This window comes from Streptomyces sp. NPDC001502 (assembly GCF_042894785.1).
Taxonomy (GTDB): Bacteria; Actinomycetota; Actinomycetes; order Streptomycetales; family Streptomycetaceae; genus Streptomyces; species Streptomyces kutzneri.
Window position 1 is genome coordinate 96235 of record NZ_JBIAVW010000010.1, and the last position, 23073, is coordinate 119307.

General features: G+C 70.0%; 21 protein-coding genes and 2 tRNA genes. 18 read left to right on the plus strand and 5 right to left on the minus strand.

Translation table 11 applies throughout. The features are described from left to right. Positions 1-68 precede the first annotated feature (68 nt). The gene (locus tag ACFY0D_RS19390) at positions 69-914 is read left to right on the plus strand and encodes an ABC transporter ATP-binding protein (protein WP_390799417.1); all 846 of its coding nucleotides are present in this window, start codon (positions 69-71) and stop codon (positions 912-914) included. Between the two features lie 42 nt (positions 915-956). On the opposite strand, the gene ACFY0D_RS19395 is transcribed toward ACFY0D_RS19390, so the two are convergent. Next, positions 957-1094, minus strand: a complete 138-nt coding sequence (locus ACFY0D_RS19395) for a hypothetical protein (RefSeq protein WP_390799418.1) — start codon at positions 1092-1094, stop codon at positions 957-959. Positions 1095-1228: 134 nt separating this feature from the next. Between ACFY0D_RS19395 and ACFY0D_RS19400 the strand changes: the two genes are divergently transcribed. The 3 genes from ACFY0D_RS19400 to ACFY0D_RS19410 all read left to right on the plus strand — a co-directional run bounded on the left by ACFY0D_RS19400 (position 1229) and on the right by ACFY0D_RS19410 (position 3440). Continuing rightward, on the plus strand, positions 1229-2617 hold the full coding sequence (locus tag ACFY0D_RS19400; RefSeq protein WP_390799419.1) for a pyridoxal phosphate-dependent decarboxylase family protein: 1389 nt from the start codon (positions 1229-1231) through the stop codon (positions 2615-2617). Next, the gene (locus ACFY0D_RS19405) at positions 2614-3069 is read left to right on the plus strand and encodes an HD domain-containing protein (protein ID WP_390799420.1); all 456 of its coding nucleotides are present in this window, start codon (positions 2614-2616) and stop codon (positions 3067-3069) included. The genes ACFY0D_RS19400 and ACFY0D_RS19405 overlap by 4 nt, the downstream gene beginning before the upstream one ends. A gap of 176 nt (positions 3070-3245) precedes the next feature. Then, on the plus strand, positions 3246-3440 hold the full coding sequence (locus ACFY0D_RS19410) for a membrane protein (protein WP_030008564.1): 195 nt from the start codon (positions 3246-3248) through the stop codon (positions 3438-3440). A 342-nt stretch (positions 3441-3782) separates the two neighbouring features. On the opposite strand, the gene ACFY0D_RS19415 is transcribed toward ACFY0D_RS19410, so the two are convergent. Both ACFY0D_RS19415 and ACFY0D_RS19420 read right to left on the minus strand, forming a co-directional pair. Next, complete coding sequence (locus ACFY0D_RS19415; protein WP_390799421.1) at positions 3783-3911, minus strand: hypothetical protein; 129 nt, start codon at positions 3909-3911, stop codon at positions 3783-3785. A gap of 150 nt (positions 3912-4061) precedes the next feature. Then, positions 4062-4132 (minus strand) — tRNA-Gly (locus ACFY0D_RS19420). Between the two features lie 168 nt (positions 4133-4300). Between ACFY0D_RS19420 and ACFY0D_RS19425 the strand changes: the two genes are divergently transcribed. From ACFY0D_RS19425 to clpX, 5 genes are all read left to right on the plus strand, one after another. Next, positions 4301-4377 (plus strand) — tRNA-Pro (locus ACFY0D_RS19425). Between the two features lie 164 nt (positions 4378-4541). Beyond that, on the plus strand, positions 4542-5930 hold the full coding sequence (tig, locus tag ACFY0D_RS19430; RefSeq protein ID WP_390799422.1) for a trigger factor: 1389 nt from the start codon (positions 4542-4544) through the stop codon (positions 5928-5930). Positions 5931-6206: 276 nt separating this feature from the next. Next, positions 6207-6824: an ATP-dependent Clp protease proteolytic subunit gene (locus ACFY0D_RS19435; RefSeq protein ID WP_390799423.1), complete on the plus strand. Its 618-nt coding sequence runs from the start codon at positions 6207-6209 to the stop codon at positions 6822-6824. A 55-nt stretch (positions 6825-6879) separates the two neighbouring features. Then, entirely contained in the window at positions 6880-7548 is a 669-nt protein-coding gene (locus ACFY0D_RS19440) for an ATP-dependent Clp protease proteolytic subunit (protein WP_390799424.1), read from the plus strand. A gap of 153 nt (positions 7549-7701) precedes the next feature. Further along, positions 7702-8988: an ATP-dependent Clp protease ATP-binding subunit ClpX gene (gene clpX / locus ACFY0D_RS19445; RefSeq protein WP_301371147.1), complete on the plus strand. Its 1287-nt coding sequence runs from the start codon at positions 7702-7704 to the stop codon at positions 8986-8988. 75 nt (positions 8989-9063) lie between these two features. Here clpX and ACFY0D_RS19450 read toward each other — a convergent pair whose 3' ends face one another. Next, entirely contained in the window at positions 9064-9999 is a 936-nt protein-coding gene (locus ACFY0D_RS19450) for a hypothetical protein (RefSeq protein WP_390799425.1), read from the minus strand. Positions 10000-10126: 127 nt separating this feature from the next. Here ACFY0D_RS19450 and ACFY0D_RS19455 point away from each other — a divergent pair, with 127 nt between their 5' ends. Beyond that, positions 10127-12748, plus strand: coding sequence for a valine--tRNA ligase (locus ACFY0D_RS19455; protein ID WP_390799426.1), 2622 nt, complete (start codon positions 10127-10129; stop codon positions 12746-12748). 183 nt (positions 12749-12931) lie between these two features. Beyond that, positions 12932-14080: a sensor histidine kinase gene (locus tag ACFY0D_RS19460; RefSeq protein ID WP_390799427.1), complete on the plus strand. Its 1149-nt coding sequence runs from the start codon at positions 12932-12934 to the stop codon at positions 14078-14080. On the opposite strand, the gene ACFY0D_RS19465 is transcribed toward ACFY0D_RS19460, so the two are convergent. Further along, a complete protein-coding gene (locus ACFY0D_RS19465) occupies positions 14077-15126 on the minus strand; it encodes a rod shape-determining protein (protein ID WP_390799428.1) in 1050 nt (349 codons plus the stop codon). The genes ACFY0D_RS19460 and ACFY0D_RS19465 overlap by 4 nt on opposite strands. 116 nt (positions 15127-15242) lie before the next feature. Between ACFY0D_RS19465 and ACFY0D_RS19470 the strand changes: the two genes are divergently transcribed. The 7 genes from ACFY0D_RS19470 to mrdA all read left to right on the plus strand — a co-directional run bounded on the left by ACFY0D_RS19470 (position 15243) and on the right by mrdA (position 22940). Continuing rightward, positions 15243-16781 carry a bifunctional folylpolyglutamate synthase/dihydrofolate synthase gene (locus ACFY0D_RS19470; RefSeq protein ID WP_390799429.1) on the plus strand — a complete coding sequence of 513 codons (1539 nt, stop codon included), beginning with the start codon at positions 15243-15245 and terminating at the stop codon, positions 16779-16781. Between the two features lie 3 nt (positions 16782-16784). Then, the gene (locus ACFY0D_RS19475; RefSeq protein WP_390799430.1) at positions 16785-17153 is read left to right on the plus strand and encodes a DUF4233 domain-containing protein; all 369 of its coding nucleotides are present in this window, start codon (positions 16785-16787) and stop codon (positions 17151-17153) included. 64 nt (positions 17154-17217) lie between these two features. After that, positions 17218-17628: a nucleoside-diphosphate kinase gene (ndk, locus tag ACFY0D_RS19480; protein WP_390799431.1), complete on the plus strand. Its 411-nt coding sequence runs from the start codon at positions 17218-17220 to the stop codon at positions 17626-17628. Positions 17629-17924: 296 nt separating this feature from the next. Beyond that, positions 17925-18944 carry a rod shape-determining protein gene (locus ACFY0D_RS19485; protein ID WP_008738981.1) on the plus strand — a complete coding sequence of 340 codons (1020 nt, stop codon included), beginning with the start codon at positions 17925-17927 and terminating at the stop codon, positions 18942-18944. A 133-nt stretch (positions 18945-19077) separates the two neighbouring features. Then, positions 19078-20025, plus strand: coding sequence for a rod shape-determining protein MreC (gene mreC, locus ACFY0D_RS19490; RefSeq protein ID WP_301371167.1), 948 nt, complete (start codon positions 19078-19080; stop codon positions 20023-20025). Between the two features lie 13 nt (positions 20026-20038). Then, entirely contained in the window at positions 20039-20746 is a 708-nt protein-coding gene (gene mreD, locus ACFY0D_RS19495; RefSeq protein WP_150257423.1) for a rod shape-determining protein MreD, read from the plus strand. Between the two features lie 13 nt (positions 20747-20759). Continuing rightward, the gene (gene mrdA, locus ACFY0D_RS19500; protein WP_390799432.1) at positions 20760-22940 is read left to right on the plus strand and encodes a penicillin-binding protein 2; all 2181 of its coding nucleotides are present in this window, start codon (positions 20760-20762) and stop codon (positions 22938-22940) included. Positions 22941-23073: the final 133 nt, after the last annotated feature.

Sequence of the window (23073 nt, forward strand, 5' to 3'; positions counted from 1 at the left end):
GGCCGCCGGCCCACCATGATCCGTAGCGTCGGAGCCACGATCAGGACGGCGGCGAGAGGCGGCACACCATGAGGCTCCGACGGAGCGAGCGGCAGCGCGGGCAGCAAGGGCAGCACGGGCAGACCTCGGAGGACGGATACGGGTACGACACCACGGCCGCCGTCGAGCTGCGCGGCGTACGGCGGGCCTACGGGCGCGGGGGCTCCACCGTGCACGCGCTGCGCGGGATCGACCTCAGCCTGCCGCGCGGCAGCTTCACCGCCGTCATGGGACCTTCCGGCTCCGGCAAATCGACCTTCCTGCAGTGCGCCGCCGGACTCGACCTGCCCACCGAGGGATCCGTCCGGCTCGGCGGCACCGAGATCACCGCGATGAACGAGAACGAGCTCACCGAACTCCGCCGCAGCCGCCTCGGCTTCGTCTTCCAGGCCTTCAACCTGCTGCCGTCCCTCACCGTCGAGCAGAACGTACTGCTCCCGATGCGGCTGGCCGGCGGCCGCTCCGCGCACGAGGGCCGGACCCACGCCGCCGAGCTGCTCGCCCGCGTCGGCCTGGAGGGCAAGGGCGGCCGCCGCCCGGCCGAGCTCTCCGGCGGCCAGCAGCAGCGCGTGGCCATCGCCCGGGCCCTCGTCACCCGGCCCGACGTGGTCTTCGCCGACGAACCCACCGGCGCGCTCGACACCACCACCGCGGCGGAGGTCCTCGGGCTGCTCCGGGACGCCGTCGACTCCCTGCGCGCCACCGTCGTCATGGTCACCCACGACCCGGCCGCCGCCGCCCACGCCGACCAGGTGCTCTTCCTCGCCGACGGCCTGATCGCGGACCGGCTGCCGCGCAGCTCCGCGGCGGCCGTCGCGGCCCGGATGACCGCACTCACCGCCCCGGCCCGGGCGTACACGGGGGCAGCCGCCTGATCAACCGATCCGCTGACCCGCTGATCCGCAACGGTCGCAGGGTCACCGCTTCCAGGGACCGGCCCCCAGCTGCCCGGTGTTCCCGAGGTCAACGGGCCGGGTCAGGCGCAGGCCCAGCCGGGGCGCGCCCGGCTTCGGCGTCACCTCCAGCACCCAGCCCTCCACCGGCGGCGCGGTCACGTCGGTTCGTGATCATCCGTCGAGCCCACGACGGTCGGCCGCGGGACCGGGGCGGGACCGGGCGGGGCCGGGGCGGGCCACTCGCCCCGGATTGGCCCGCCCGCACGGCACCCGCCCGGGCCTACCGTGCCCCCATGGACCGCACGCTCGCCGCCGACCTGGCCCGGCTCCCCGAACTCCTCGACGCCACCCGCGGCGCCGCCGCCGACGCGCTCGCCTCCCTGGACGCGCGTCCCGTCGTACCGCCCGCCGGAAAGCCGTACGACCCCGAGCCCCTCCCGGAGCACGCCACCGGCACGGACGCCGCCCTCGCCGCCTTCCATGACCGCTGGGAGCCGCGCCTGTCGGCCTCCGCGGGACCGCGCTACCTGGGCTTCGTCACGGGAGGCGCCACCCCCGCCGCCCTCGCCGGGGACTGGCTCACCGCCGTCCACGACCAGAACTCCAACTCCGCCCTCGACGGCGGCGGCCAGGACCTCGAACGCGAGACCGTCGGCTGGCTCCGCGACCTCTTCGGCCTGACCGCCGCCCACTCCGGCACCTTCGTCTCCGGCGCCACCATGTCCAACACCACCGGCCTCGCCATCGCCCGCGAATGGCTCGGCGAACGCCTCGGCGTCTGCCCGGCCGAGGACGGCGCCGCGGCCCTCGGCCCGGTCCGCGTGCTCTCCGGCGCCCCGCACTCCTCGATCGCCAAGGCCCTCTCGGTCCTGGGCCTCGGCCGCAACTCCCTGGTCCGGGTGCCCACCCTGCCCGGCCGCGAGGCCGTCGACCCCGCCGCCCTGGAGCGGGCACTGGCCGACACGCCCGGACCCGCCGTGGTCGTCGCCAACGCGGGCACCGTCAACACCGTCGACTTCGACGACCTCCGGGCGATCGAAGCCCTGCGCGAGCGCCACGACTTCTGGCTCCACACCGACGCCGCGTTCGGAGCCTTCGCCGCCCTCTCCCCGGAGCACGCGCACCTCGCCGAAGGCCTCGACGCCTCCGACTCCGTCTGCGTCGACCTGCACAAATGGCTCAACGTCCCCTACGACAGCGCCGTCCAGTTCACCCGCCGGCGCGACCTGCAGGCCCGCGTCTTCCAGAACTCCGCCGCCTACCTCGGCCCCCTCGGCGACCACCCCGACCTCGTCCACCTCACCCCCGAGAACTCCCACCGGCTGCGCGCCCTCGCCGCCTGGTTCACGCTCCGCGCGTACGGCCGCCAGGGCCACCGGGAGATCGTCGAACGCGACATCGCCTGCGCCCGCGCGCTCGGCGCCGCCCTGGAGGAGGACCCCGCCTTCACCCTCCTCGCCCCGGTCCGCCTGAACGTCGTCTGCTTCACCCTCGCCGAGGCCCCCGCCCCGGAGCGCCTCGCCGCCCTGCGGGAGGCGGTGGCCGCCGAGGTGTTCGTCACTCCCACCGTCTACGAGGGAACCGCAGCCCTGCGCGCCGCGTTCTCCAACTGGCGTACCACGCAGGCGGACGTACGCCGGGCAGCGGAGGCCCTCGGCGCGGCAGCAAGGGAGATCGCATGACGAACAGCCCCCTGACTCTGATCGAGGTCGAGTCCCTGGCGCGCAGCGCGCACGAGGGCCAGACCGACAAGGCCGGCCGGCCGTACGCCGAACACCTGGCGGCCGTGGCCGAGGGCGTGCGGCTGCGCGGCGGCAGCGCCGAACAGCAGGCGGCGGCCTGGCTCCACGACGCCATCGAGGACGAGGCCCTCAGCCTCACCTGGCTGGATTCGGCGGCCCTCCCGCAGACGGTGAAGGACATGGTCCTCGCGGTCACCAAGCGCCCGGACGAAAGGGTCGAGCAGTACGCGGCCCGCATCCTGGCCACCCCGGGCGCCCTGCTCGTCAAGGAAGCCGACCTCGCGCACAACGCGGACCCCGTACGCCTCTCCGTGCTGGACGGTCCCACGCGCGAGAGGCTGTCCGTAAAGTATGCGAATATCCGTTCCCTCCTCGGCCTCACCACCCCGTGACGCGTGCCCCGCGCCCGAAATATTCCTGTCGCACATGTGGTTGGCGGAAACGGAACCACGGCTATTCGTCACGGGGCGTATAGCCGAGGCCCGTTGGTGGGAGGATGGTCCATGTGGGGGTGTGCCTGGCCGTGCGCCCCGGGCCGACCAGGGGACGACCGAAGGTGTGATCAGTAGTGGCCATTTCGCTGTCAGTGGTGGTTCTGTTGGCGGTCATCCTGGTGGTGCTGATCCGCGGCAACCACATCAAGACGGGCCCCGCCATCGTCGCGGCGCTCTTCGGCTTCTTCCTCGCGTCCAGCTCGATCGCGGACGACGTGAACCGCTTCCTGAACTCCCTCGCGACGATGATCGCGAACATCAAGCTCTGACCCCCTCCGGGCGCGCCGAAGCACCTGCTGCCGCGCGCAGTTGACCGCTCGGCGGAAGGCGGACCGGGGGAATCGAACCCGCGTAGCTGGTTTGGAAGACGGCTGCTATGAGGTCCTTCCGGGACGCGAGTGCACGGGGACGGTCGTCGGGCGTCATGGTCCCGAGCCGCGTCACCGACCTCTTCGCTGCCGCGTCCAGGGCGTGAGCCCCGCGTCGTCCTCTTCGGTCAACATCGCTCGATCGTGCCACGCGCGATCAGTCACCGACGCCTCGTCGATGCCTTCGCCATGGCGACCGGAGAGCGCTGTGCACGTATCCCGCCGTCAGATGTGTCGTCGATGTCAGGCGGGGATGTCACCGGGCAGGCCGGGGAGCAGCGGAGGTGGGGTCCACTCCAGCCCGTTCTCGGCAAGCGTCGCCAGGATCCATGCCTGGCCGGCCGGGCCCGCCACCCTCCAGGTCCAGGCCATGGGGCGCGTCTGCCTGTGCCGGAACCTCCACCGGGATTCTCGCCGCGCACCCATGGCGACGTTGTGCACCAGGGCCGCCTTCCGGATCCCCGGGAATGACGAAGGGCCAGGTGGAGGAAACCTCCTCTGACCTGGCCCTTCGTACTTCAGAGCGGGTGACGGGAATCGAACCCGCGTAGCTAGTTTGGAAGACTAGTGCTCTACCATTGAGCTACACCCGCAACGCGCGCGCCGCAGGTCCGGGGACCTTGGCACGGACAGCATCCTAGCGGGTCGCTCCCGGTCGGTGCACACCACATTCGGCGCCGTGGCGGAGGTCCGCCCGAAATACCTCGGGAAACCCCGCGCATCAGAGTGTCTCCAGGCATGTACCCTACGTGTCGCACCGACGGGGTGTGGCGCAGCTTGGTAGCGCGTCCGCTTTGGGAGCGGAAGGTCGTCGGTTCGAATCCGGCCACCCCGACCATCAGCAGTGTCTCCACAAGATCGCGTTGTGGGCTGATTGCCGCTTGCGGTTACTATGCAAGCTGCGTGCCCGTGTGTCTGATGTACCGGGCCGAAGTCCGCCGAACCGCTGAATCACAGCGCGACGGCAGAATCCCCAGCAGTCAGCCACAAGGAGACCGAACCGTGAAGAGCGCCGTGGAGACCCTGAACCCGACTCGGGTTCGGCTCACTGTTGAGGTGCCCTTCGAGGAGCTCAAGGACAGCCTCGACGCGGCGTACAAGAAGATCAACCAGCAGGTCACGGTGAAGGGCTTCCGTAAGGGCAAGATCCCGGCCCGCGTCATCGACCAGCGCTTCGGCCGCGGTGCGGTGCTGGAGGAGGCCGTCAACGACGCGCTCCCGAAGTTCTACACCGAGGCCGTCAACGAGGCCGACCTGAACCCGCTGGGTCAGCCCGACGTGGACATCACCGAGCTGAAGGACGGCGAGGTCCTCGCCTTCACCGCCGAGGTCGACGTCCGTCCCGAGATCGAGATCCCGGACTTCTCCGGCATCGAGGTCGAGGTCGACGCCATCGAGGTCTCCGACGAGGACGTCGAGAAGTCCGTCGAGCAGCTGCGCGGCCGCTTCGCGTCCACCACGGACGTCGAGCGCGCCGCCGCCGAGGGTGACGTCGTCACCATCGACCTTGAGGCCAAGGTCGACGGCGAGGTGCTGCCCGACGGCGTCGCCTCCGACGTCTCCTACACCATCGGCTCGGGCGAGCTCCTTGAGGGCATCGACGAGGCCGTCACCGGCCTGGAGGCCGGCGGCGAGGCCACCTTCACCTCGCAGCTGAAGGGCGGCTCCGCCGAGGGCAAGGACGCCGAGGTCACCGTCAAGGTCACCAAGGTCTCCGCCAAGGAGCTCCCGGCACTGGACGACGAGTTCGCGCAGCTCGCGAGCGAGTTCGACACCATCGAGGACCTCAAGGCGGACAGCCGCAAGCGCCTCGAGAACATGAAGCAGTACGACCAGGCCACGCAGGCCCAGGAGCGCGTCCTGGAGAAGCTGCTGGAGCTCGTCGAGGTCCCGATCCCCGAGAAGCTGCTCGCGGACGAGGTCCAGACCCGCAAGCACAACCTGGAGCACCACCAGCTCGGCCAGATGGGTCTGACCATCGAGAAGTACCTGGAGTTCCAGGGCAAGACGGTCGAGGAGTTCGACGCCGAGACCTCCGAGCAGGCGATCAAGGGCATCAAGACCCAGTTCGTCCTCGACGCGCTGGTCAACAAGGAGAAGCTGGGCGTCAACCAGGAGGAGCTCACCGAGCACCTCATGCGCCGCGCCCAGTCCTCCGGCATGTCCCCCGACCAGTTCGCCCAGGCCGTGGTCGAGGGTGGCCAGGTTCCGATGCTGGTCGGCGAGGTCGCCCGCGGCAAGGCCCTCGCGGTCGTCGTCGAGGCCGCCAAGGTCGTCGACACCAACGGTGAGGTCGTGGACCTGTCCGACGAGGACGAGGAGCAGGCCGCCGAGACCGTCGAGGCCGCCGTCGACGGTGACGACGAGGTCAAGGCCGAAGAGGCCAAGTAACACCCCGGGCGAAGCCCACTGAGCAGTGCCCCGAAGGGCCCGGACACAGTCGTGTCCGGGCCCTTCGGCATGGGCCTCGTAAGGCCCCCCGACCTTGCGCTCCGAGCGAACAGTTCGGGAAGCGGGATGGCGTTGTCCTACCTGCGCGTTAGGGTCCATGAATACGAGGGCACGTGAGTACCCGGGCGCCGGCGGACTCGTCCGCTCCGGCCGGACCGGACCCCAGAACGAGACGCTGAGACGGCACATGGCCGTCGGAGACGAGCAGGTGGATACGTGACGAATCTGAAGCCTTACGCCGCGGGTGAGCCGTCCATCGGTGGCGGCCTCGGCGACCATGTCTACAACCGGCTGCTCGGCGAGCGGATCATCTTCCTCGGCCAGCAGGTCGACGACGACATCGCCAACAAGATCACCGCGCAGCTCCTGCTCCTGGCCGCCGAGCCGGAGAAGGACATCTACCTCTACATCAACAGCCCCGGTGGCTCCGTGACGGCCGGTATGGCCGTCTACGACACCATGCAGTTCATCCCGAACGACGTCGTCACCATCGGTATGGGCATGGCCGCCTCGATGGGGCAGTTCCTGCTCACCGGTGGCGCCAAGGGCAAGCGCTTCGCCCTGCCGAACACCGACATCCTGATGCACCAGGGCTCCGCCGGCATCGGCGGCACCGCGTCGGACATCAAGATCCAGGCCCAGTACCTGCTGCGCACCAAGCAGCGGATGGCCGAGATCACCGCGTTCCACTCGGGCCAGACCGTCGAGGCGATCATCCGCGACGGTGACCGTGACCGCTGGTTCACGGCCGAGGAGGCCAGGGACTACGGCCTCATCGACGAGATCATCTCGGCCGCGTCCAACGCGCCGGGCGGCGGCGGCACCGGGGCCTGATCCAGGCTCCCACCGTCAGTACCCGTCAGCCGACAGCCCGCAGAACGCCACCAGGATGGTGAACACCCAGATGCAGAACAACTTCTCCGCGAGCGGCCTCTACACCGGCCCGCAGGTGGACAATCGCTACGTCATCCCGCGCTTCGTCGAGCGCACCTCGCAGGGCGTGCGCGAGTACGACCCGTACGCGAAGCTCTTCGAGGAGCGCGTGATCTTCCTCGGCGTGCAGATCGACGACGCGTCCGCCAACGACGTCATGGCGCAGCTGCTGTGCCTTGAGTCGATGGACCCGGACCGCGACATCTCCATCTACATCAACAGCCCCGGTGGCTCCTTCACCGCGCTGACGGCGATCTACGACACGATGCAGTTCGTGAAGCCGGACATCCAGACGGTCTGCATGGGCCAGGCGGCCTCCGCCGCCGCGGTCCTGCTGGCCGCCGGTACCCCCGGCAAGCGCATGGCCCTGCCGAACGCCCGCGTGCTGATCCACCAGCCCTCCGGTGGCACCGGCCGCGAGCAGCTCTCCGACCTGGAGATCGCGGCCAACGAGATCCTGCGCATGCGTGACCAGCTGGAGACCATGCTGGCCAAGCACTCGACGACGCCGATCGAGAAGATCCGCGACGACATCGAGCGCGACAAGATCCTCACGGCCGAGGACGCGCTCGCATACGGGCTGATCGACCAGATCATCTCCACCCGTAAGAGCAGCAAGACCTGATCCTTGCCACCAGTTGGCGTGAGCACGTCGTCGGATTCGGCGATGTGAACCACGTCAAGGGGGCCCCGCACGGGGCCCCCGGCAAGGTACCGTCGGATATGAGGCACCAGGAGCGCTGAACCAGGCGTCTCCCAGGCGAAGGGGAAGCACCTCGTGGCACGCATCGGTGACGGCGGCGATCTGCTCAAGTGCTCGTTCTGCGGAAAGAGCCAGAAGCAGGTGAAGAAGCTCATCGCAGGACCCGGTGTGTACATCTGCGACGAGTGCATCGACCTCTGCAACGAGATCATCGAAGAGGAGCTCGCGGAGACCTCCGAGGTCCGGTGGGAGGAACTCCCCAAGCCCCGTGAGATCTACGAGTTCCTGGAGAGCTACGTCGTCGGCCAGGAGCCGGCGAAGAAGGCCCTCTCGGTAGCGGTCTACAACCACTACAAGCGGGTGCAGGCCGGCGAGAACGGCGGCGCGCAGGGCCGGGACGACGCGATCGAGCTCGCGAAGTCCAACATCCTGCTGCTGGGCCCCACGGGCTCGGGCAAGACGCTGCTCGCGCAGACCCTCGCCCGCATGCTGAACGTCCCCTTCGCCATCGCCGACGCGACGGCGCTGACGGAGGCCGGGTACGTCGGCGAGGACGTCGAGAACATCCTGCTGAAGCTGATCCAGGCCGCCGACTACGACGTCAAGAAGGCCGAGACCGGGATCATCTACATCGACGAGATCGACAAGGTGGCCCGCAAGAGCGAGAACCCGTCGATCACGCGCGACGTGAGCGGCGAGGGCGTGCAGCAGGCCCTCCTGAAGATCCTGGAAGGCACGACCGCCTCCGTACCGCCGCAGGGCGGCCGGAAGCACCCGCACCAGGAGTTCATCCAGATCGACACGACGAACGTGCTCTTCATCGTGGGCGGCGCCTTCGCCGGCCTGGAGAAGATCATCGAGTCGCGTGCGGGTGCCAAGGGCATCGGCTTCGGGGCGACGATCCGCTCGAAGCGCGAGATCGAGGCCAGCGACCAGTTCCAGGAGGTCATGCCGGAGGACCTGGTGAAGTTCGGGATGATCCCCGAGTTCATCGGCCGCCTCCCCGTGCTGACCTCCGTGCACAACCTGGACCGTGAGGCCCTGCTCCAGATCCTGATCGAGCCGCGCAACGCGCTGGTGAAGCAGTACCAGCGGCTGTTCGAACTCGACGGTGTGGAGCTGGACTTCGAGCGCGAGGCGCTGGAGGCCATCGCGGACCAGGCGATCCTCCGCCAGACGGGCGCGCGCGGCCTGCGCGCCATCATGGAAGAGGTCCTGATGTCGGTGATGTACGAGGTCCCGTCCCGCAAGGACGTGGCCCGCGTGGTCATCACCTCGGACGTGGTCCGCTCCAACGTCAACCCGACGCTGGTCCCCCGGATCGTCCCGAAGGACCAGGGCCCGCACGAGAAGTCGGCGTAGCCGACACGCGGACAAGCCGTACGCAGAAGGGGCGCCCCGGCCGGGGCGCCCCTTCTGCGTGTGCCGTGCGCGCCGTTACTTCTTGACGCGGGCGGTGTTGTAGAGCTTCGCGGCCAGCTCGGCGGCCTGCTCCTGGGTGTAACCGGGCTTGCCCGCCAGGATGGAGGCCACGTCCGAGGCGCTGATCATGCTCAGGGTGCTGTAGTCACCCCAGACGCAGAAGGGGAGCGTGGCCTCCTTGGGCCCCTTGGCGGTCGCGTCCTTCGAGACGAACTTGATGTCCTGGCACTTCATGACGGCGCCCTTGAAGTTGGCCGGGGACATCGTCTTCGGGCTGCCGACGAGCTGCACGTCGGACTTGCCGTCCTTGGCGGCCTCCACCCGGAGCTTCGCGAAGTAGCCGTCCACCGACTTCTCCGGGTCGGCGATCTCGCCGTAGACGCCCGAGAATTTGAGGCCCTTGGCCGTCAGCGGGTTCTTCGGGTCGCCGGCCAGGTAGTCCATGCCCACCTGGGTCGGATTCTTGACGCCCGCTGCCTCGGTCTCCTTCTTGTCCTCGTCGGTGAAGGGCTTCTCCTTGTACTTCGAGTCCTTCTTGAAGTCGTCCACCGACTCCGGGGCGACCAGCTTGTAGCCCTTGGTGTCCGCGGAGATGTTGCCGCCCGCGCCGCCGCCCAGGAGGTACCAGCCGCCGCCCGCGATCACCGCGACCGCGACGACCGCGCCGATGATCACACCGGCCTTGGACTTCTTCGGGGGCTGGCCGCCGTACGGGGCCTGCTGCTGCGGGTGGCCGTACGCCGGCGTCGGGGGCTGCTGGGGGTAGCCCTGCGGGGGGACACCCGGCTGCTGCGGATAGCCGTAGCCCGGCTGCGGGGCCGCGGGCTGGCCGTAGGGGTTGGGCTGGGGGGCGGGCTGGCCGTACGGCCCCGGCGGCGGCGGGGGCTGCTGCCCGTACGGTCCCGGCTGCTGGGGCTGCTGCCCGTAGGGCCCTGGCTGGTTGTAGCTCATCCCGCGTCCCCCAATGAGGTTGCTTATTCGTTTCACACATCCTGACGGAAGCCGGCGGCGGGCAGGGCGCCGGGCCCCGGGAATACCGGTTTCATGACTGGACTGTTACCGCTCTAAACTGTGCCCCGTGACCGAGAACACGCAGACACCCAGCAGCCCCACCTCCGAACTGCCGACCACGTACGCGCCGGCCGAGGTAGAAGGGAAGCTCTACGAGCGCTGGGTAGAGCGCGGTTACTTCGAGGCGGACGCCAAGAGCGAGAAGCCTGCGTACACGATCGTCATTCCGCCCCCGAACGTCACCGGCTCCCTGCACCTGGGGCACGCCTTCCAGCACACGCTCATGGACGCCCTGACCCGCCGCAAGCGGATGCAGGGCTACGAGTCGCTCTGGCTGCCCGGGATGGACCACGCCGGTATCGCCACCCAGAACAAGGTCGAGCAGCAGCTCGCCGAGGAGGGCAAGTCCCGCCACGACCTGGGCCGCGAGGAGTTCACCGACCGGGTCTGGAAGTGGAAGGAAGAGTACGGCGGCAAGATCCTCGGCCAGATGCGCCGCCTCGGCGACGGCGTCGACTGGTCGCGTGAGCGCTTCACCATGGACGAGGGCCTGTCCAAGGCCGTCCAGACGATCTTCAAGCGGCTCTACGACGACGAACTCATCTACCGTGCCGAGCGCATCATCAACTGGTGCCCGCGCTGTCTGACCGCCATCTCCGACATCGAGGTGGAGTACCAGGACGACGCCGGTGAGCTCGTCTCCATCCGCTACGGCGAGGGCGAGGACAGCCTGGTCGTCGCCACCACCCGCGCCGAGACGATGCTCGGTGACACGGCGGTCGCCGTCCACCCCGACGACGAGCGCTACGCCCACCTCATCGGCAAGCAGATCAAGCTGCCGCTGACCGACCGCACGATCCCGGTCGTCGCGGACACGCACGTCGACCCGGAGTTCGGCACCGGCGCCGTCAAGGTGACCCCGGCGCACGACCCGAACGACTTCGCGATCGGCCAGCGCCACGACCTGCAGTCGCTGACGGTCATGGACGAGCACGGCGTGATCACCGTCCACGGCCCCTTCCTCGGCCTGGACCGTTTCGAGGCCCGTTCGGCGATCGTCGGCGCACTGCGCGAGCAGGGCCGCATCGTCGCCGAGAAGCGCCCGTACATGCACTCCGTCGGGCACTGCTCGCGCTGCAAGACCACCGTCGAGCCGCGCCTGTCGATGCAGTGGTGGGTCAAGGTCGGCCCGCTGGCCCAGGCGGCCGGCGACGCCGTCCGCGACGGCCGCGTCAAGATCCACCCCGAGGACATGTCGAAGCGCTACTTCGACTGGGTCGACAACATGCACGACTGGTGCATCTCGCGCCAGCTGTGGTGGGGCCACCGCATCCCGATCTGGTACGGCCCCGAGGGCCAGGTCGTCTGCGTCGGACCCGACGAGCAGCCGCCCGCCGGCGAGGGCTGGCGGCAGGACCCCGACGTCCTGGACACCTGGTTCTCCTCCGGTCTGTGGCCCTTCTCCACCCTCGGCTGGCCGGAGCGGACCCCGGACCTGGAGAAGTTCTACGCCACCGACGTCCTGCTCACCGGCCACGACATCATCTTCTTCTGGGTCGCCCGGATGATGATGTTCGGCCTGTACGCCATGGACGGCGTGGCCCCGTTCCACACCATCGCGCTGACCGGCCTGGTCCGCGACGAGTTCGGCAAGAAGATGTCGAAGTCGAACCCGAACGCGGTCGACCCGCTGGACTGGATGGACAAGTACGGCTCCGACGCCGTCCGCTTCACCCTGGCCAAGGGCGCCAACCCGGGCGCGGACGTCCCGATCGGCGAGGACTGGGTCCAGGCGTCCAGCAAGTTCGCCAACAAGATCTGGAACGCCACCCGCTTCGCGCTGATGAACGGCGCCACGATCGAGGGCGAGCTGCCGCCCGTCGAGCGGCTGTCGGCCACCGACCGCTGGATCCTGTCCCGGCTGAACAAGACGGTCGCGCAGGTCGACGCCTACTACGAGGACTACCAGTTCTCGAAGCTCAGCGAGGCGCTCTACCACTTCGCGTGGGACGAGGTCTTCGACTGGTACGTCGAGCTGTCCAAGACGACCTTCTTCGCGGGCGGCGAGCAGGCCAAGGTCTCCGGCCGGGTCCTCGGCGAGGTCATCGACGTCATGCTGCGGCTGCTGCACCCGGTCGTCCCCTTCGTCACCGAGACGCTGTGGACCACGCTGACCGGCGGCGAGTCCCTCGTCATCGCCGACTGGCCGAAGGACAGCGGCTTCCGCGACGAGGCCGCCGAGGCGGAGATCGCCTCCGTCCAGTCGGTGATCACCGAGGTCCGCCGCTTCCGCAAGGAGCAGGGTCTGCAGGACGGCCAGAAGGTTCCGGCCCGTCTGGAGCTGGGCGCCACCGCGCTGGGCGCGCACGAGGCGGCCATCCGGCAGCTGCTGCGCCTCCAGCCGGAGGGCGACTCCTTCAGCGCCACCGCGACCCTCCCGGTCGCCGGCGGCACCGTCGCGCTCGACCTGTCGGGCACCATCGACGTGGCGGCCGAGCGCAAGCGCCTGACGAAGGACCTGGGCGCCGCGGAGAAGGAGAAGCAGCAGGCCGAGGCGAAGCTCGGGAACGAGGCGTTCATCGCCAAGGCCCCGGACAACGTCGTGGACAAGATCAAGGGCCGGCTCGCCAAGGCCGAGGCGGACATCGCCCGGCTCCAGGCGCAGCTGGACGGCCTGCCGGCCGCCTAGCACCCGGTACGTACGCATGGGAGAAGGCCCCCGCACCGTCGGTCGACGCGGGGGCCTTCGCCGTATCCCTTCCCCGTGCGGGGGCCGGTGTCACGGCGGACGACTGTCCGAAGTGCCCTAAATCACTCCGTTTTCAGTTCTGGGTGATCCGAACCGAAGCGCTGACCACGGATGATGGAGGGCATGCGCGTCAAGCCCGTCGTCCCGGCCTTCGACCGGCTGGTGGCTTCCGGCCGCCGGCTCACCGAGAGCTGGGCCGGGTCGCCGCGGGCCGTGGACGTGCTCACCGCACTCGGCTGCCTCGGCCTGATGGCCCTCGACCTCCCGGGTCTCGCCGCGGCCGACAACTCGCTGACCGGGCCCACCGCCGCCGTCGTCCTCGCCCTCGGCTGCACCACCCTGCTGGTGCGCCGCCGGCAGCCCTGGATCTCGTACCTGGCCGCGCTGCTCTTCATCGGGTGGCTGCACGAGCTCACCCTGATCCAGTTCGCCCTCTACTCGGTGGGCCGGTACCGCGGGCGCCGGGCCGGGATCCTCGCCACGCTCGGCTACGTCGCCTTCGCGCTGGTCATGTTCGTCCTGCCGGGCTGGCCCGAGCCCGCGGGGCAGACCCTCAGCGGGTTCCTGAGCGTGGTCGTGCCCATCGGGGTGCTCGCCTCCGCGGTGGGCATCGCCGCCTACCGGCACGACCTGGTGGGGGAGCTGACGGCACGGCGGGCCGAGTCCGCCGTGCTCCACGCCGTCCAGCAGGAGCGCACCTCCGTGGCCCGCGACGTCCACGACTTCGTCGGGCGCGAGCTGACCCTGCTCACGGTCCGCTCCGAGGTGCTGTCGATGCGGGCGCGCGAGACGGCGTACGGGCCGGACTTCGAGGAGCTCGCCGACACCGCGCGGCGGGCCCATCTGGTGCTCAACGAGATCATCGTGCAGCGCGGGGAGCGGGCCTCGACCCCGGGCGTGGACGGGCTGCCGGCGCTCGCCGAGGAGAGCGGGCGGGCCGGTTCGCCCGTCCGGCTCGCCATGGACCGGGACGTGCACGGGCTCTCCCCGCTGCGGCAGGCGGCGGTCTACCGGGTGGTGCAGGAGTGTCTGACCAATGCCGCCAAGCACGCGCACGGGGAGACCATCGACGTGTCGATCACGGCGGACGGCCCGCGGCTGCGGATAGCGGTCAGCAACGCGCTGCCGGCCCGGACCCCGGGCCGGGCCCCCGTCTCGGCGGGCTCGGGCACGGCGAGCATGTCCGAGCGCGTACGCAGCCTGGGCGGGACCCTGACGGCGAGGCGCACGCGGGACTCGTACGAGGTGGTCGCCACCCTCCCGCGGGGTTAGCCCCGCGCCGAGGCCGGCAGGCCGCCCAGGGTGTCCAGGTCCTCCACGCACCGGCCGGAGCCCAGCGCCACGCAGTCCAGCGGGTTGTCCGCGACGAAGACCGGGATGCCCGTGGCGGAAGCCATCCGCAGGTCCAGGCCGGGCAGCAGCGCGCCGCCGCCGGTCAGCACGATGCCGTGCTCCATCACGTCACCGGACAGCTCCGGCGGGCACTCCTCCAGGGTGGTGCGCACGGCGGCGATGATCGCCTCGACCGGCTCGTCGAGCGCGGCCCGGACGTCCCGGGCGGTCAGCCGGAGGGCCTTGGGCATGCCGCCGACCTTCTCGCGGCCGCGCACGGTGAAGGTGCGCGTCTCCAGCTCCGGCCGGTCCGGGACCGGCCAGGCCGATCCGATGCCGAGCTTGACGTCCTCGGCGGTGCGCTCCCCGATGAGCAGCGCGTGTTCCTTGCGTACGTGGTCCATGACCGCCGCGTCGAGCCGGTCCCCGCCGACGCGCAGCGACCTGGACGTGACGATGCCGCCCAGGGAGATGACGGCGACCTCGGAGGTGCCGCCGCCGATGTCCACGACCATGGAGCCGCGGGGTTCGGCCACGGGCAGCCCGGCGCCGATCGCCGCGGCCATCGGCTCCTCGATCAGGTGCACGACCTTGGCTCCGGCCCGGGTGGACGCCTGGACGATCGCCCGCCGCTCGACCGGGGTGACGCCGGAGGGCACGCAGATCACCATCCGGGTGCGGGGCCGCCGACCCGGTACGGCCTTGCGGACGAAGTGCCGGATCATCTCCTCAGCGGCCTCGTAGTCGCAGATCACACCGCCCCTGAGCGGGCGGATCGCGGTGATGGAGCCGGGGGTGCGGCCGATGGTCTCCTTGGCGTCCGTACCGACGGCCAGGGCGGTGGTGGTGCCCGCCTTCACGGCGACCACGGACGGCTCATTGAGGACGATCCCGTGCCCCCGTGCGTAGACGAGGGTGTTGGCGGTGCCCAGGTCGATCCCTATGTCGCGGCTGGATGCTGTCTTTTTGCTGCTGGCCTGCGGCATTTATTCCCCTATCTCCTGCCGCAAGGCTTGCATAACGATCCGGTCGCTCCGGGCGCCGGAGGTCCCGAAACGGCCGGGCCGAAAGTCCCCCGGGTCCCCGTCCGTAGACTGGCCCTGTGAGTGACCAGCAGCCCGAGAGCCACGACCGCGACGACAACGACGACCTCGCCGGAACCTTCGACGAGTTCGACCAGATCGTGGCGGAAGAGTCCGACCGCGACCCCGACCTGGCGGTGATCGAGGCCGGTAGCCGCACCCTGCGCGCCCAGGCCGGACCGCCCCAGGGCGACCCGGTACCCGCCAGGCCCGTCGACCCGGAGGCCGCCAAGGCGTTGCTGGAGGTGGAGCAGGAGCTCGCCACCCGCTGGGGCGAGACCAAGCTGGAGCCCTCGGTGTCGCGGATCGCGGCGCTGATGGACGTGCTGGGCGAGCCACAGCGCGCGTACCCGTCCATCCACATCACCGGCACCAACGGCAAGACGAGCACGGCCCGCATGATCGAGGCCCTGCTGAACGCCTTCGAGCTGCGCACCGGGCGCTACACCAGCCCGCACGTGCAGTCGATCACCGAGCGGATCAGCCTCGACGGGGCGCCGATCACCGCCGAGCGGTTCGTCGAGACGTACCACGACATCAAGCCGTACGTGGAGATGGTCGACGCCTCCGAGGAGTACCGGCTGTCCTTCTTCGAGGTGCTCACCGGGATGGCCTACGCGGCCTTCGCGGACGCCCCGGTGGACGTGGCCGTGGTCGAGGTCGGCATGGGCGGCAGCTGGGACGCGACCAACGTCATCGACGCGTCCGTCGCCGTGGTCACCCCGATCAGCCTGGACCACACCGACCGGCTCGGCTCCACGCCCGGTGAGATCGCCGTGGAGAAGGGCGGCATCGTCAAGCAGGACGCGACCGTGATCCTGGCCCAGCAGCCGGTGGACGCGGCGCAGGTGCTGCTGAAGAAGGCCGTCGAGGTGGACGCCACGGTGGCCCGCGAGGGCATGGAGTTCGGCGTCGTCTCGCGCGAGGTCGCGGTCGGCGGCCAGCAGCTGACGCTGCGCGGTGTGGGCGGCGAGTACGACGGCATCTTCCTGCCGCTGTACGGCGCGCACATGGCGCACAACGCGGCGGTGGCGCTGGCCGCCGTCGAGGCCTTCTTCGGGATCGGCCAGGAGCACGCCCGGGTCCTGGACCTGGACACCGTGCGCAAGGCCTTCGCCTCGGTGTCCTCGCCGGGCCGCATGGAGGTCGTGCGGCGCAGCCCGACGGTGGTCCTGGACGCGGCGCACAACCCGGCGGGCGCGGTGGCCACCGCGGAGGCGGTCACCGAGTCCTTCGGCTTCAGCCGGCTGATCGGGGTCGTGGCCGCGAGCGAGGGCAAGGACGTCCGCGGGGTGCTGGAGGCCTTCGAGCCGATCTTCGCGGAGGTGGTGGTGACGGAGAACTCCAGCCACCGGGCGCTGGGCGCGGACGAGCTGGCGGGCGTCGCGGTCGAGGTCTTCGGCGCGGACCGGGTGCAGGTGGAGCCGCGGCTGGACGACGCCCTGGAGGCGGCGATCACCCTGGCGGAGGAAGAGGCCGAATACGGTGGGGCCGGGGTCCTGGTGACCGGTTCCGTGATCACGGTGGGCGAGGCCCGCCTGCTGCTGAAGAGGGGCTGAGGGATGCGCACGCTGTGTGCGAGCACGCTGATCGGCGAGTTCTTCGTGATCGGCTTCGCGGGGCTGGTGGCGATGAAGGACCCCGATCTGACCCAGGCCGCGGTCTGGACGGTGTGCGGGGTCACCATGCTGCTGTCGGTGCTGCTGTGCGGGATGCTGTCGCGTCCCGGGGCCGTCCAGCTGGGCTGGGCCCTGCAGATCGGCCTGATCGTGAGCGGGTTCGTCGTACCCACGATGTTCTTCCTCGGCGCCGTGTTCGCCGGACTGTGGTGGTGCTCCGTGCACTACGGCCGCAAGATCGACACGATCAAGGCGCGCTGGGCGGCCGCTCAGGAGGCGCAGGCGGCCCCCGGGGCGCCTGACGCTGCGTGACGGGTCCCCTGATCGGCCCTGTAGATTCGCCCTACCGCACCCGTTTGCCGCAAGGAGCCGCAACATGACCCAGCGCACCCTCGTCCTGCTCAAGCCCGACGCCGTTCGTCGTGGTCTGGTCGGCGAGATCATCGGCCGCATCGAGCGGAAGGCCGGCTGGACCATCCCCGCGCTGGAGCTGCGTACGCTGGACCAGGAGACCCTGGAGGCGCACTACGGCGAGCACAAGGGCAAGCCGTTCTACGAGCCCCTCATGGGCTTCATGGCGAGCGGCCCGATCGTCGCCCTGGTGGTCGAAGGCGAGCGGGTGATCGAGGGCGTCCGCCAGCTGGCCGGACCCACTGACCCGATCGCCGCAGCGCCGGGCTCCATCCGGGGTGATTTCGGCGCGATCACGCGTGAGAACCTGATCCACGCCTCGGACTCCGAGGAGTCCGCCGAACGTGAGCTGAAGCTGTTCTTCCCGGCGCTCTGAGCACGCTTTCCTGACGGAACATCAGCCGAATAGCGCTCATGACCTGGGGCGACCGAAGTAATTTCGGTCGCCCTCCGGTATTTCCGGGCCGAAGCGGGAACGCCTGGGCAGGACACGTCGTCACCACTGAGGGGGCGGGTATCCATTCCGGCGGGATTGCCGGAGTCCCGTCGCGCGGTCTTCGTACTTGCGGCACTACGATGGGGCCTCCACCCACACACCCACCTCGCCGACCTGACAGCAGCCGCTATCAACTGGAAGGCCAGACGCTCCTCATGGGGAACAAGGGGAACAAAATGTCGTTCATCGGCCGTGACATGGCGATCGACCTCGGGACCGCCAACACGCTGGTGTACGTGAGGGGCCGGGGGATCGTCCTGAACGAGCCGTCCGTGGTCGCCATCAACACGAACACCGGTGGCATCCTGGCGGTCGGCTCGGAGGCGAAGAAGATGATCGGGCGCACGCCCGGCAACATCGTCGCCGTACGGCCCCTCAAGGACGGCGTCATCGCCGACTTCGAGATCACCGAGCGCATGCTCCGGTACTTCATCCTCAAGATCCACAAGCGCCGCTACCTGGCCCGACCGCGCGTGGTGGTCTGCGTTCCCTCCGGCATCACGGGAGTGGAGCGACGCGCCGTCATCGAGGCGTCCACGCAGGCCGGCGCCCGCCAGGTGCACATCATCGAAGAGCCCATGGCCGCCGCCATCGGCTCGGGCCTGCCCGTCCACGAGGCCACCGGCAACATGGTCGTGGACATCGGCGGCGGCACCACCGAGGTCGCCGTCATCTCCCTCGGCGGAATCGTCACGGCACAGTCCATCCGGGTGGCCGGCGACGAGCTCGACAACGCGATCATCCAGCACATCAAGAAGGAGTACTCGCTCCTCCTGGGTGAGCGCACGGCCGAGCAGATCAAGATCACCATCGGGTCGGCCTACGACCTCGACAAGGACGAGCACACCGAGATCCGCGGGCGCGACCTGGTCTCCGGTCTGCCCAAGACGGTCGTCATCTCGGCCGCCGAGGTGCGCAAGGCCATCGAGGAGCCGGTCAACGCCATCGTCGACGCGGTCAAGACCACGCTCGACAAGTGCCCGCCGGAGCTCTCCGGCGACATCATGGACCGCGGCATCGTCCTGACCGGCGGCGGCGCCCTGCTGCGCGGCCTCGACGAGCGGCTGCGCCGGGAGACCGGCATGCCGATCCACATCGCGGAGGACCCCCTCGACTCCGTCGCGCTCGGCTCCGGCAAGTGCGTCGAGGAGTTCGAGGCCCTCCAGCAGGTCCTGGACGCCCAGCCCCGTCGCTGACAGATGCCCCTCCCTGCCGGAGGGGCCATGCGGAACACAAGGATCCGCCGTACGGGTGCTACCGGGCCCGTGCGGCGGATCGTTGATATACAGGCAAAAGAGAAATCCGACGAGGAAGGCACGGCCGCCGCACGTGAGGGACACACGAGAAAGCCGGCTGCTCCTGGTGCTTCTGATCGCCATCGCGTTCGCGTTGATCACGGTGGACATCAGGGCAGGCGAGGAGTCGCCGGTCGACGGTGCCCGGCAGGCCGCGGCAGCGGTCTTCGGCCCGGTCGAGGAAGGTGTGGCGACCGCGGTCGATCCGGTCGCCAACGCCATAGGGGCGGTAAGGGACTCCGGCGAGCGCCACAACCGCATCGCCACGCTGGAGCGCGAGAACGCGGCGCTGAAGGCCAAGCTGGGCAGCGAGGACCAGACCCGCAGCCGCATCCACGAGCTCGACGAGATGCTCAAGCGGGCCGGCGCCGGGCAGTACGGCATCAAGGGCGCCGAGGTCATCGCCATAGGAGCGGCCCAGGGCTTCTCCTGGACCGTCACCATCGACGCCGGCACCAAGGACGGCATCGAACGCGACATGACCGTCCTCAACGGGGACGGGCTCGTCGGCCGGGTCAGCACCGTCGGCCCCGACACCGCCACCGTCGTCCTCGCCAACGACCCCGACTTCACCGTCGGCACCCGGCTGGAGAAGACCGGTGAACTGGGCTTCGCCACCGGACAGGGCGACCGCGCCCTGTCCGTCCAGATGCTCAACGGCAAGGCCAAGGTCAGCCCCGGCGACCGGCTCGTCACCTTCGGCTCGCGCGGCAACAAGCCCTTCGTGCCCGGCGTGCCGATCGGCGAGGTGGTCAAGGTCGACCCCTCGCGCGGCGACCTGACCCGCACCGTCTGGGTGCGTCCGTTCGTCGGCTTCTCGCGCCTGGACATCGTCGGCGTCGTGGTGATGCCGCCGCGCGAGGACCCCCGCGACGCGGTCCTGCCGCCCAAGCCCGAGGCACCCAAGCCCACCCCGACGGTCACCGTCACGGTCACCCCGTCCGGGTCCGCCGGCGTGCCCGCCAAGCCGGCCGACGACTAGGAGCAGACCACGCATGCGCTTCAACCGGATCCTGCTCTCGGCCACCCTCGTCGTGGTCGCCCTCGTCATCCAGGTCACCGTCCTGGGCCGGCTCCAACTGCCCGGCGCCGTGCCCGACCTGCTGCTCCTCACGGTCGTCTCGCTCGCACTCGTGTACGGGCACGTCAGTGGCGCGCTCATCGGCTTCGCCGCCGGCCTCCTCGCCGACCTGGCCCCGCCCGCCGACCACGCCGCCGGGCGGTACGCGCTCGTGCTGTGCGTCATCGGCTACGTCGCCGGGCTGACCCGCCCCGACGGCGGCCGGTTCCGTTCCGCCTGGGGCCCGATGCTCACCGTCGTCGCCGCCGCGATCGGCTCCACCCTGCTCTACGCGGGTGTGGGCGCCCTCGTCGGCGACACCGCCGCCCGCCACGTGGGTCTGACCGGGCTGCTGTTCACCGCGACCCTCTACGACCTGCTGCTCGCGCCGTTCACCGTGCCGTTCATCATGGCCCTGGCCCGGCGCGCCGAGAACGACCCGATGGCCGTCGAGGCCGGCGGCGGCCCCGCCAACAAGGCCGCCGACGTCTCCGCCGGCTGGCTGGCCGGCGGTACGGGCCTGCGCATCGGCAGCCAGCGCGGCGGCCTGCGCCTGAAGACCGCGCGCTCGCGGGCCAACAAGGCTGTCCGTATAAAGGGGGTCAAGGCGGTCAAGGGTGTGAAGAGCGTCAAAAAGCTGTGAGGGAGGAGCAGTCGTGACCAACGTTCCGGAGACCGGACGTACCTCCCGGGTGCAGATCAGGCTCGTCATGATCCAGGTGCTCGTCTTCTCGATGCTGCTCACCCTCGGCGGGCGGCTCTGGTACCTCCAGATCCGCAACGGCGACGAGTACTACCACGAGGCGAAGAGCAACCACGTCCAGCGGGTCGTCCAGCCCGCCGTGCGCGGCTCGATCCTCGACGCCCGCGGGGTCCCGCTCGCCGACAACGAGACCCGCCTCGTCGTCTCCGCCAGCCGCACCGCGCTGATGAAGATGAAGGACAAGGGCAAGGGCGTCATGACCCGCCTCGCCGACGTCCTGGACATGACCCCCAAGGAGGTCATGGACAAGGTCCGGCTCTGCGACTCCCAGACGCCCGCGCCCTGCTGGAACGGCTCCCCGTACCAGCCGATCCCGGTCACCCTCGAAGCCACCACGCAGCAGGCGCTGCAGCTGCGCGAACGCCCCGAGGACTTCCCCGGCATCACCGCCGAGCCCACCGCGGTCCGCCGCTACCCGGCCCCCGGCGGCGCCCGTACCGCACAGGTGCTCGGCTACCTCTCGCCGGTCACCGACGAGGAGATCCAGAAGGCCAAGGACTCCGACTCGCCGCACCTGCGTTCCGACCAGGTCGGGCGCTCCGGCATCGAACGCACCTACGACAGGCAGCTGCGCGGCAAGGCGGAGGTCACCTCGTACGAGGTCGACAACCTCGGCCGGGTCATGGGCCAGACCAAGTCCGACCGCGGCGTGGCCGGATCCACCCTCGTCACCAGCATCGACGCCCGGGTCCAGTCCGTCGCCGAGTACGAGCTCCAGGACGCGATGAAGGTCGTCCGCAACGAGACCGACAACATCACCGGCCGCAAGTACGAGGCCGACTCGGGCGCCGTCGTCGTCATGGAGGCCAAGACCGGCCGCATCGTCGCCATGGCCTCCCAGCCCGACTACGACCCCAACACCTGGGTCGGCGGCATCTCCGGCAAGGACTACGCCAGGCTGACCAGCAAGAGCTCCAACTACCCGCTGCTCAACCGGGGCATCCAGGGCATGGCCCCCGCGGGCTCCATCTTCAAGGTGGTCTCCGCGAGCGCGGCGGTGCGGGCCGGCTACAAGTTCGACGACAAGTACAACTGCAGCAGCTCCTACAGCCTCGGCGGCCGCAGCTTCGCGAACTTCGAGTCCAAGGGACACGGCCCCATCACCCTCGGAGACGCCCTCAAGTTCTCCTGCAACACCGTCTTCTACGCCCTGGGCCACAAGGAGTGGCAGCGCGACGGCGGCCTCAGCCCCAAGAAGGACGCCCACGACTGGTTCTACCGGACCGCCCGGGAGTTCGGACTCGGCTCCGAGACCGGGATCGACCTGCCGAACGAGGTCACCGGACGCATCCCCGACCGGAAGTGGAAGCAGAACTTCTGGAAGGCCAACAAGAACGCCTGGTGCAAGCAGGGCAAGCGGGGCGGCACCTATGTCGAGCAGATCGCCTACGAGAGCTGCCTCGAAGGCAACCAGCTGAAGGCCTACGACAGCATCAACTTCGCCATCGGCCAGGGCGACGTCCTCGTCACCCCCATCCAGATGGCCACCGCCTACTCCGCCATCAGCAACGGGGGCACCCTCTACAACCCCACGGTCGGCAAGGCCGTGATCAGCCCCGACGGCAAGCACATCGAGATGATCAAGCCCCAGTCGCACGGCAGGCTGCCGATCGACGCCAAGACCATCGGCGACCTGGACAAGGGCCTGCGCTCGGTCGTCGAGCCCGGCGGCACCGCCGCCTGGCGGTTCGGCGGCTGGCCGATGGACAAGATCCCGATGCACGCCAAGACCGGCACCGCCCAGGTCTACGGCAAGCAGACCACCTCCTGGCTGGCGACGTACACCAAGGACTTCACGATCGTCATGACGATCTCCCAGGGCGGCACCGGCTCCGGAGCCTCGGGCCCCGCCGTACGCAACCTCTACAACGCCATCTACGGTCTGACCATGGACGGCAAGCAGGACCCGAAGCGGGCCCTGCTGCTGGGCCCCGAGGCGAAGCTGCCCCGGATCGGGCCCGACGGCTCCATCACCTCCCCGGAGATCCGGCCGTACGTGCCGCCGTCCCCGGAGGATCTTGAGCCGGCCGTGCTCGCAGGGCCGCCCGCACCGCCCGCGGCACGCCGGGATTAGGGGGTGTCGTGCCGGTCAGGGCGGATCAGGAAGCGGCGCCCGGCACCGCGCCTCGCCGCGTTGTCCTCGGCCGGCGACGCTCCGCGTCGCCTCCCTCGTCCGCCTCGCGATCCTTCCCCTCGGCCCTGGCGGG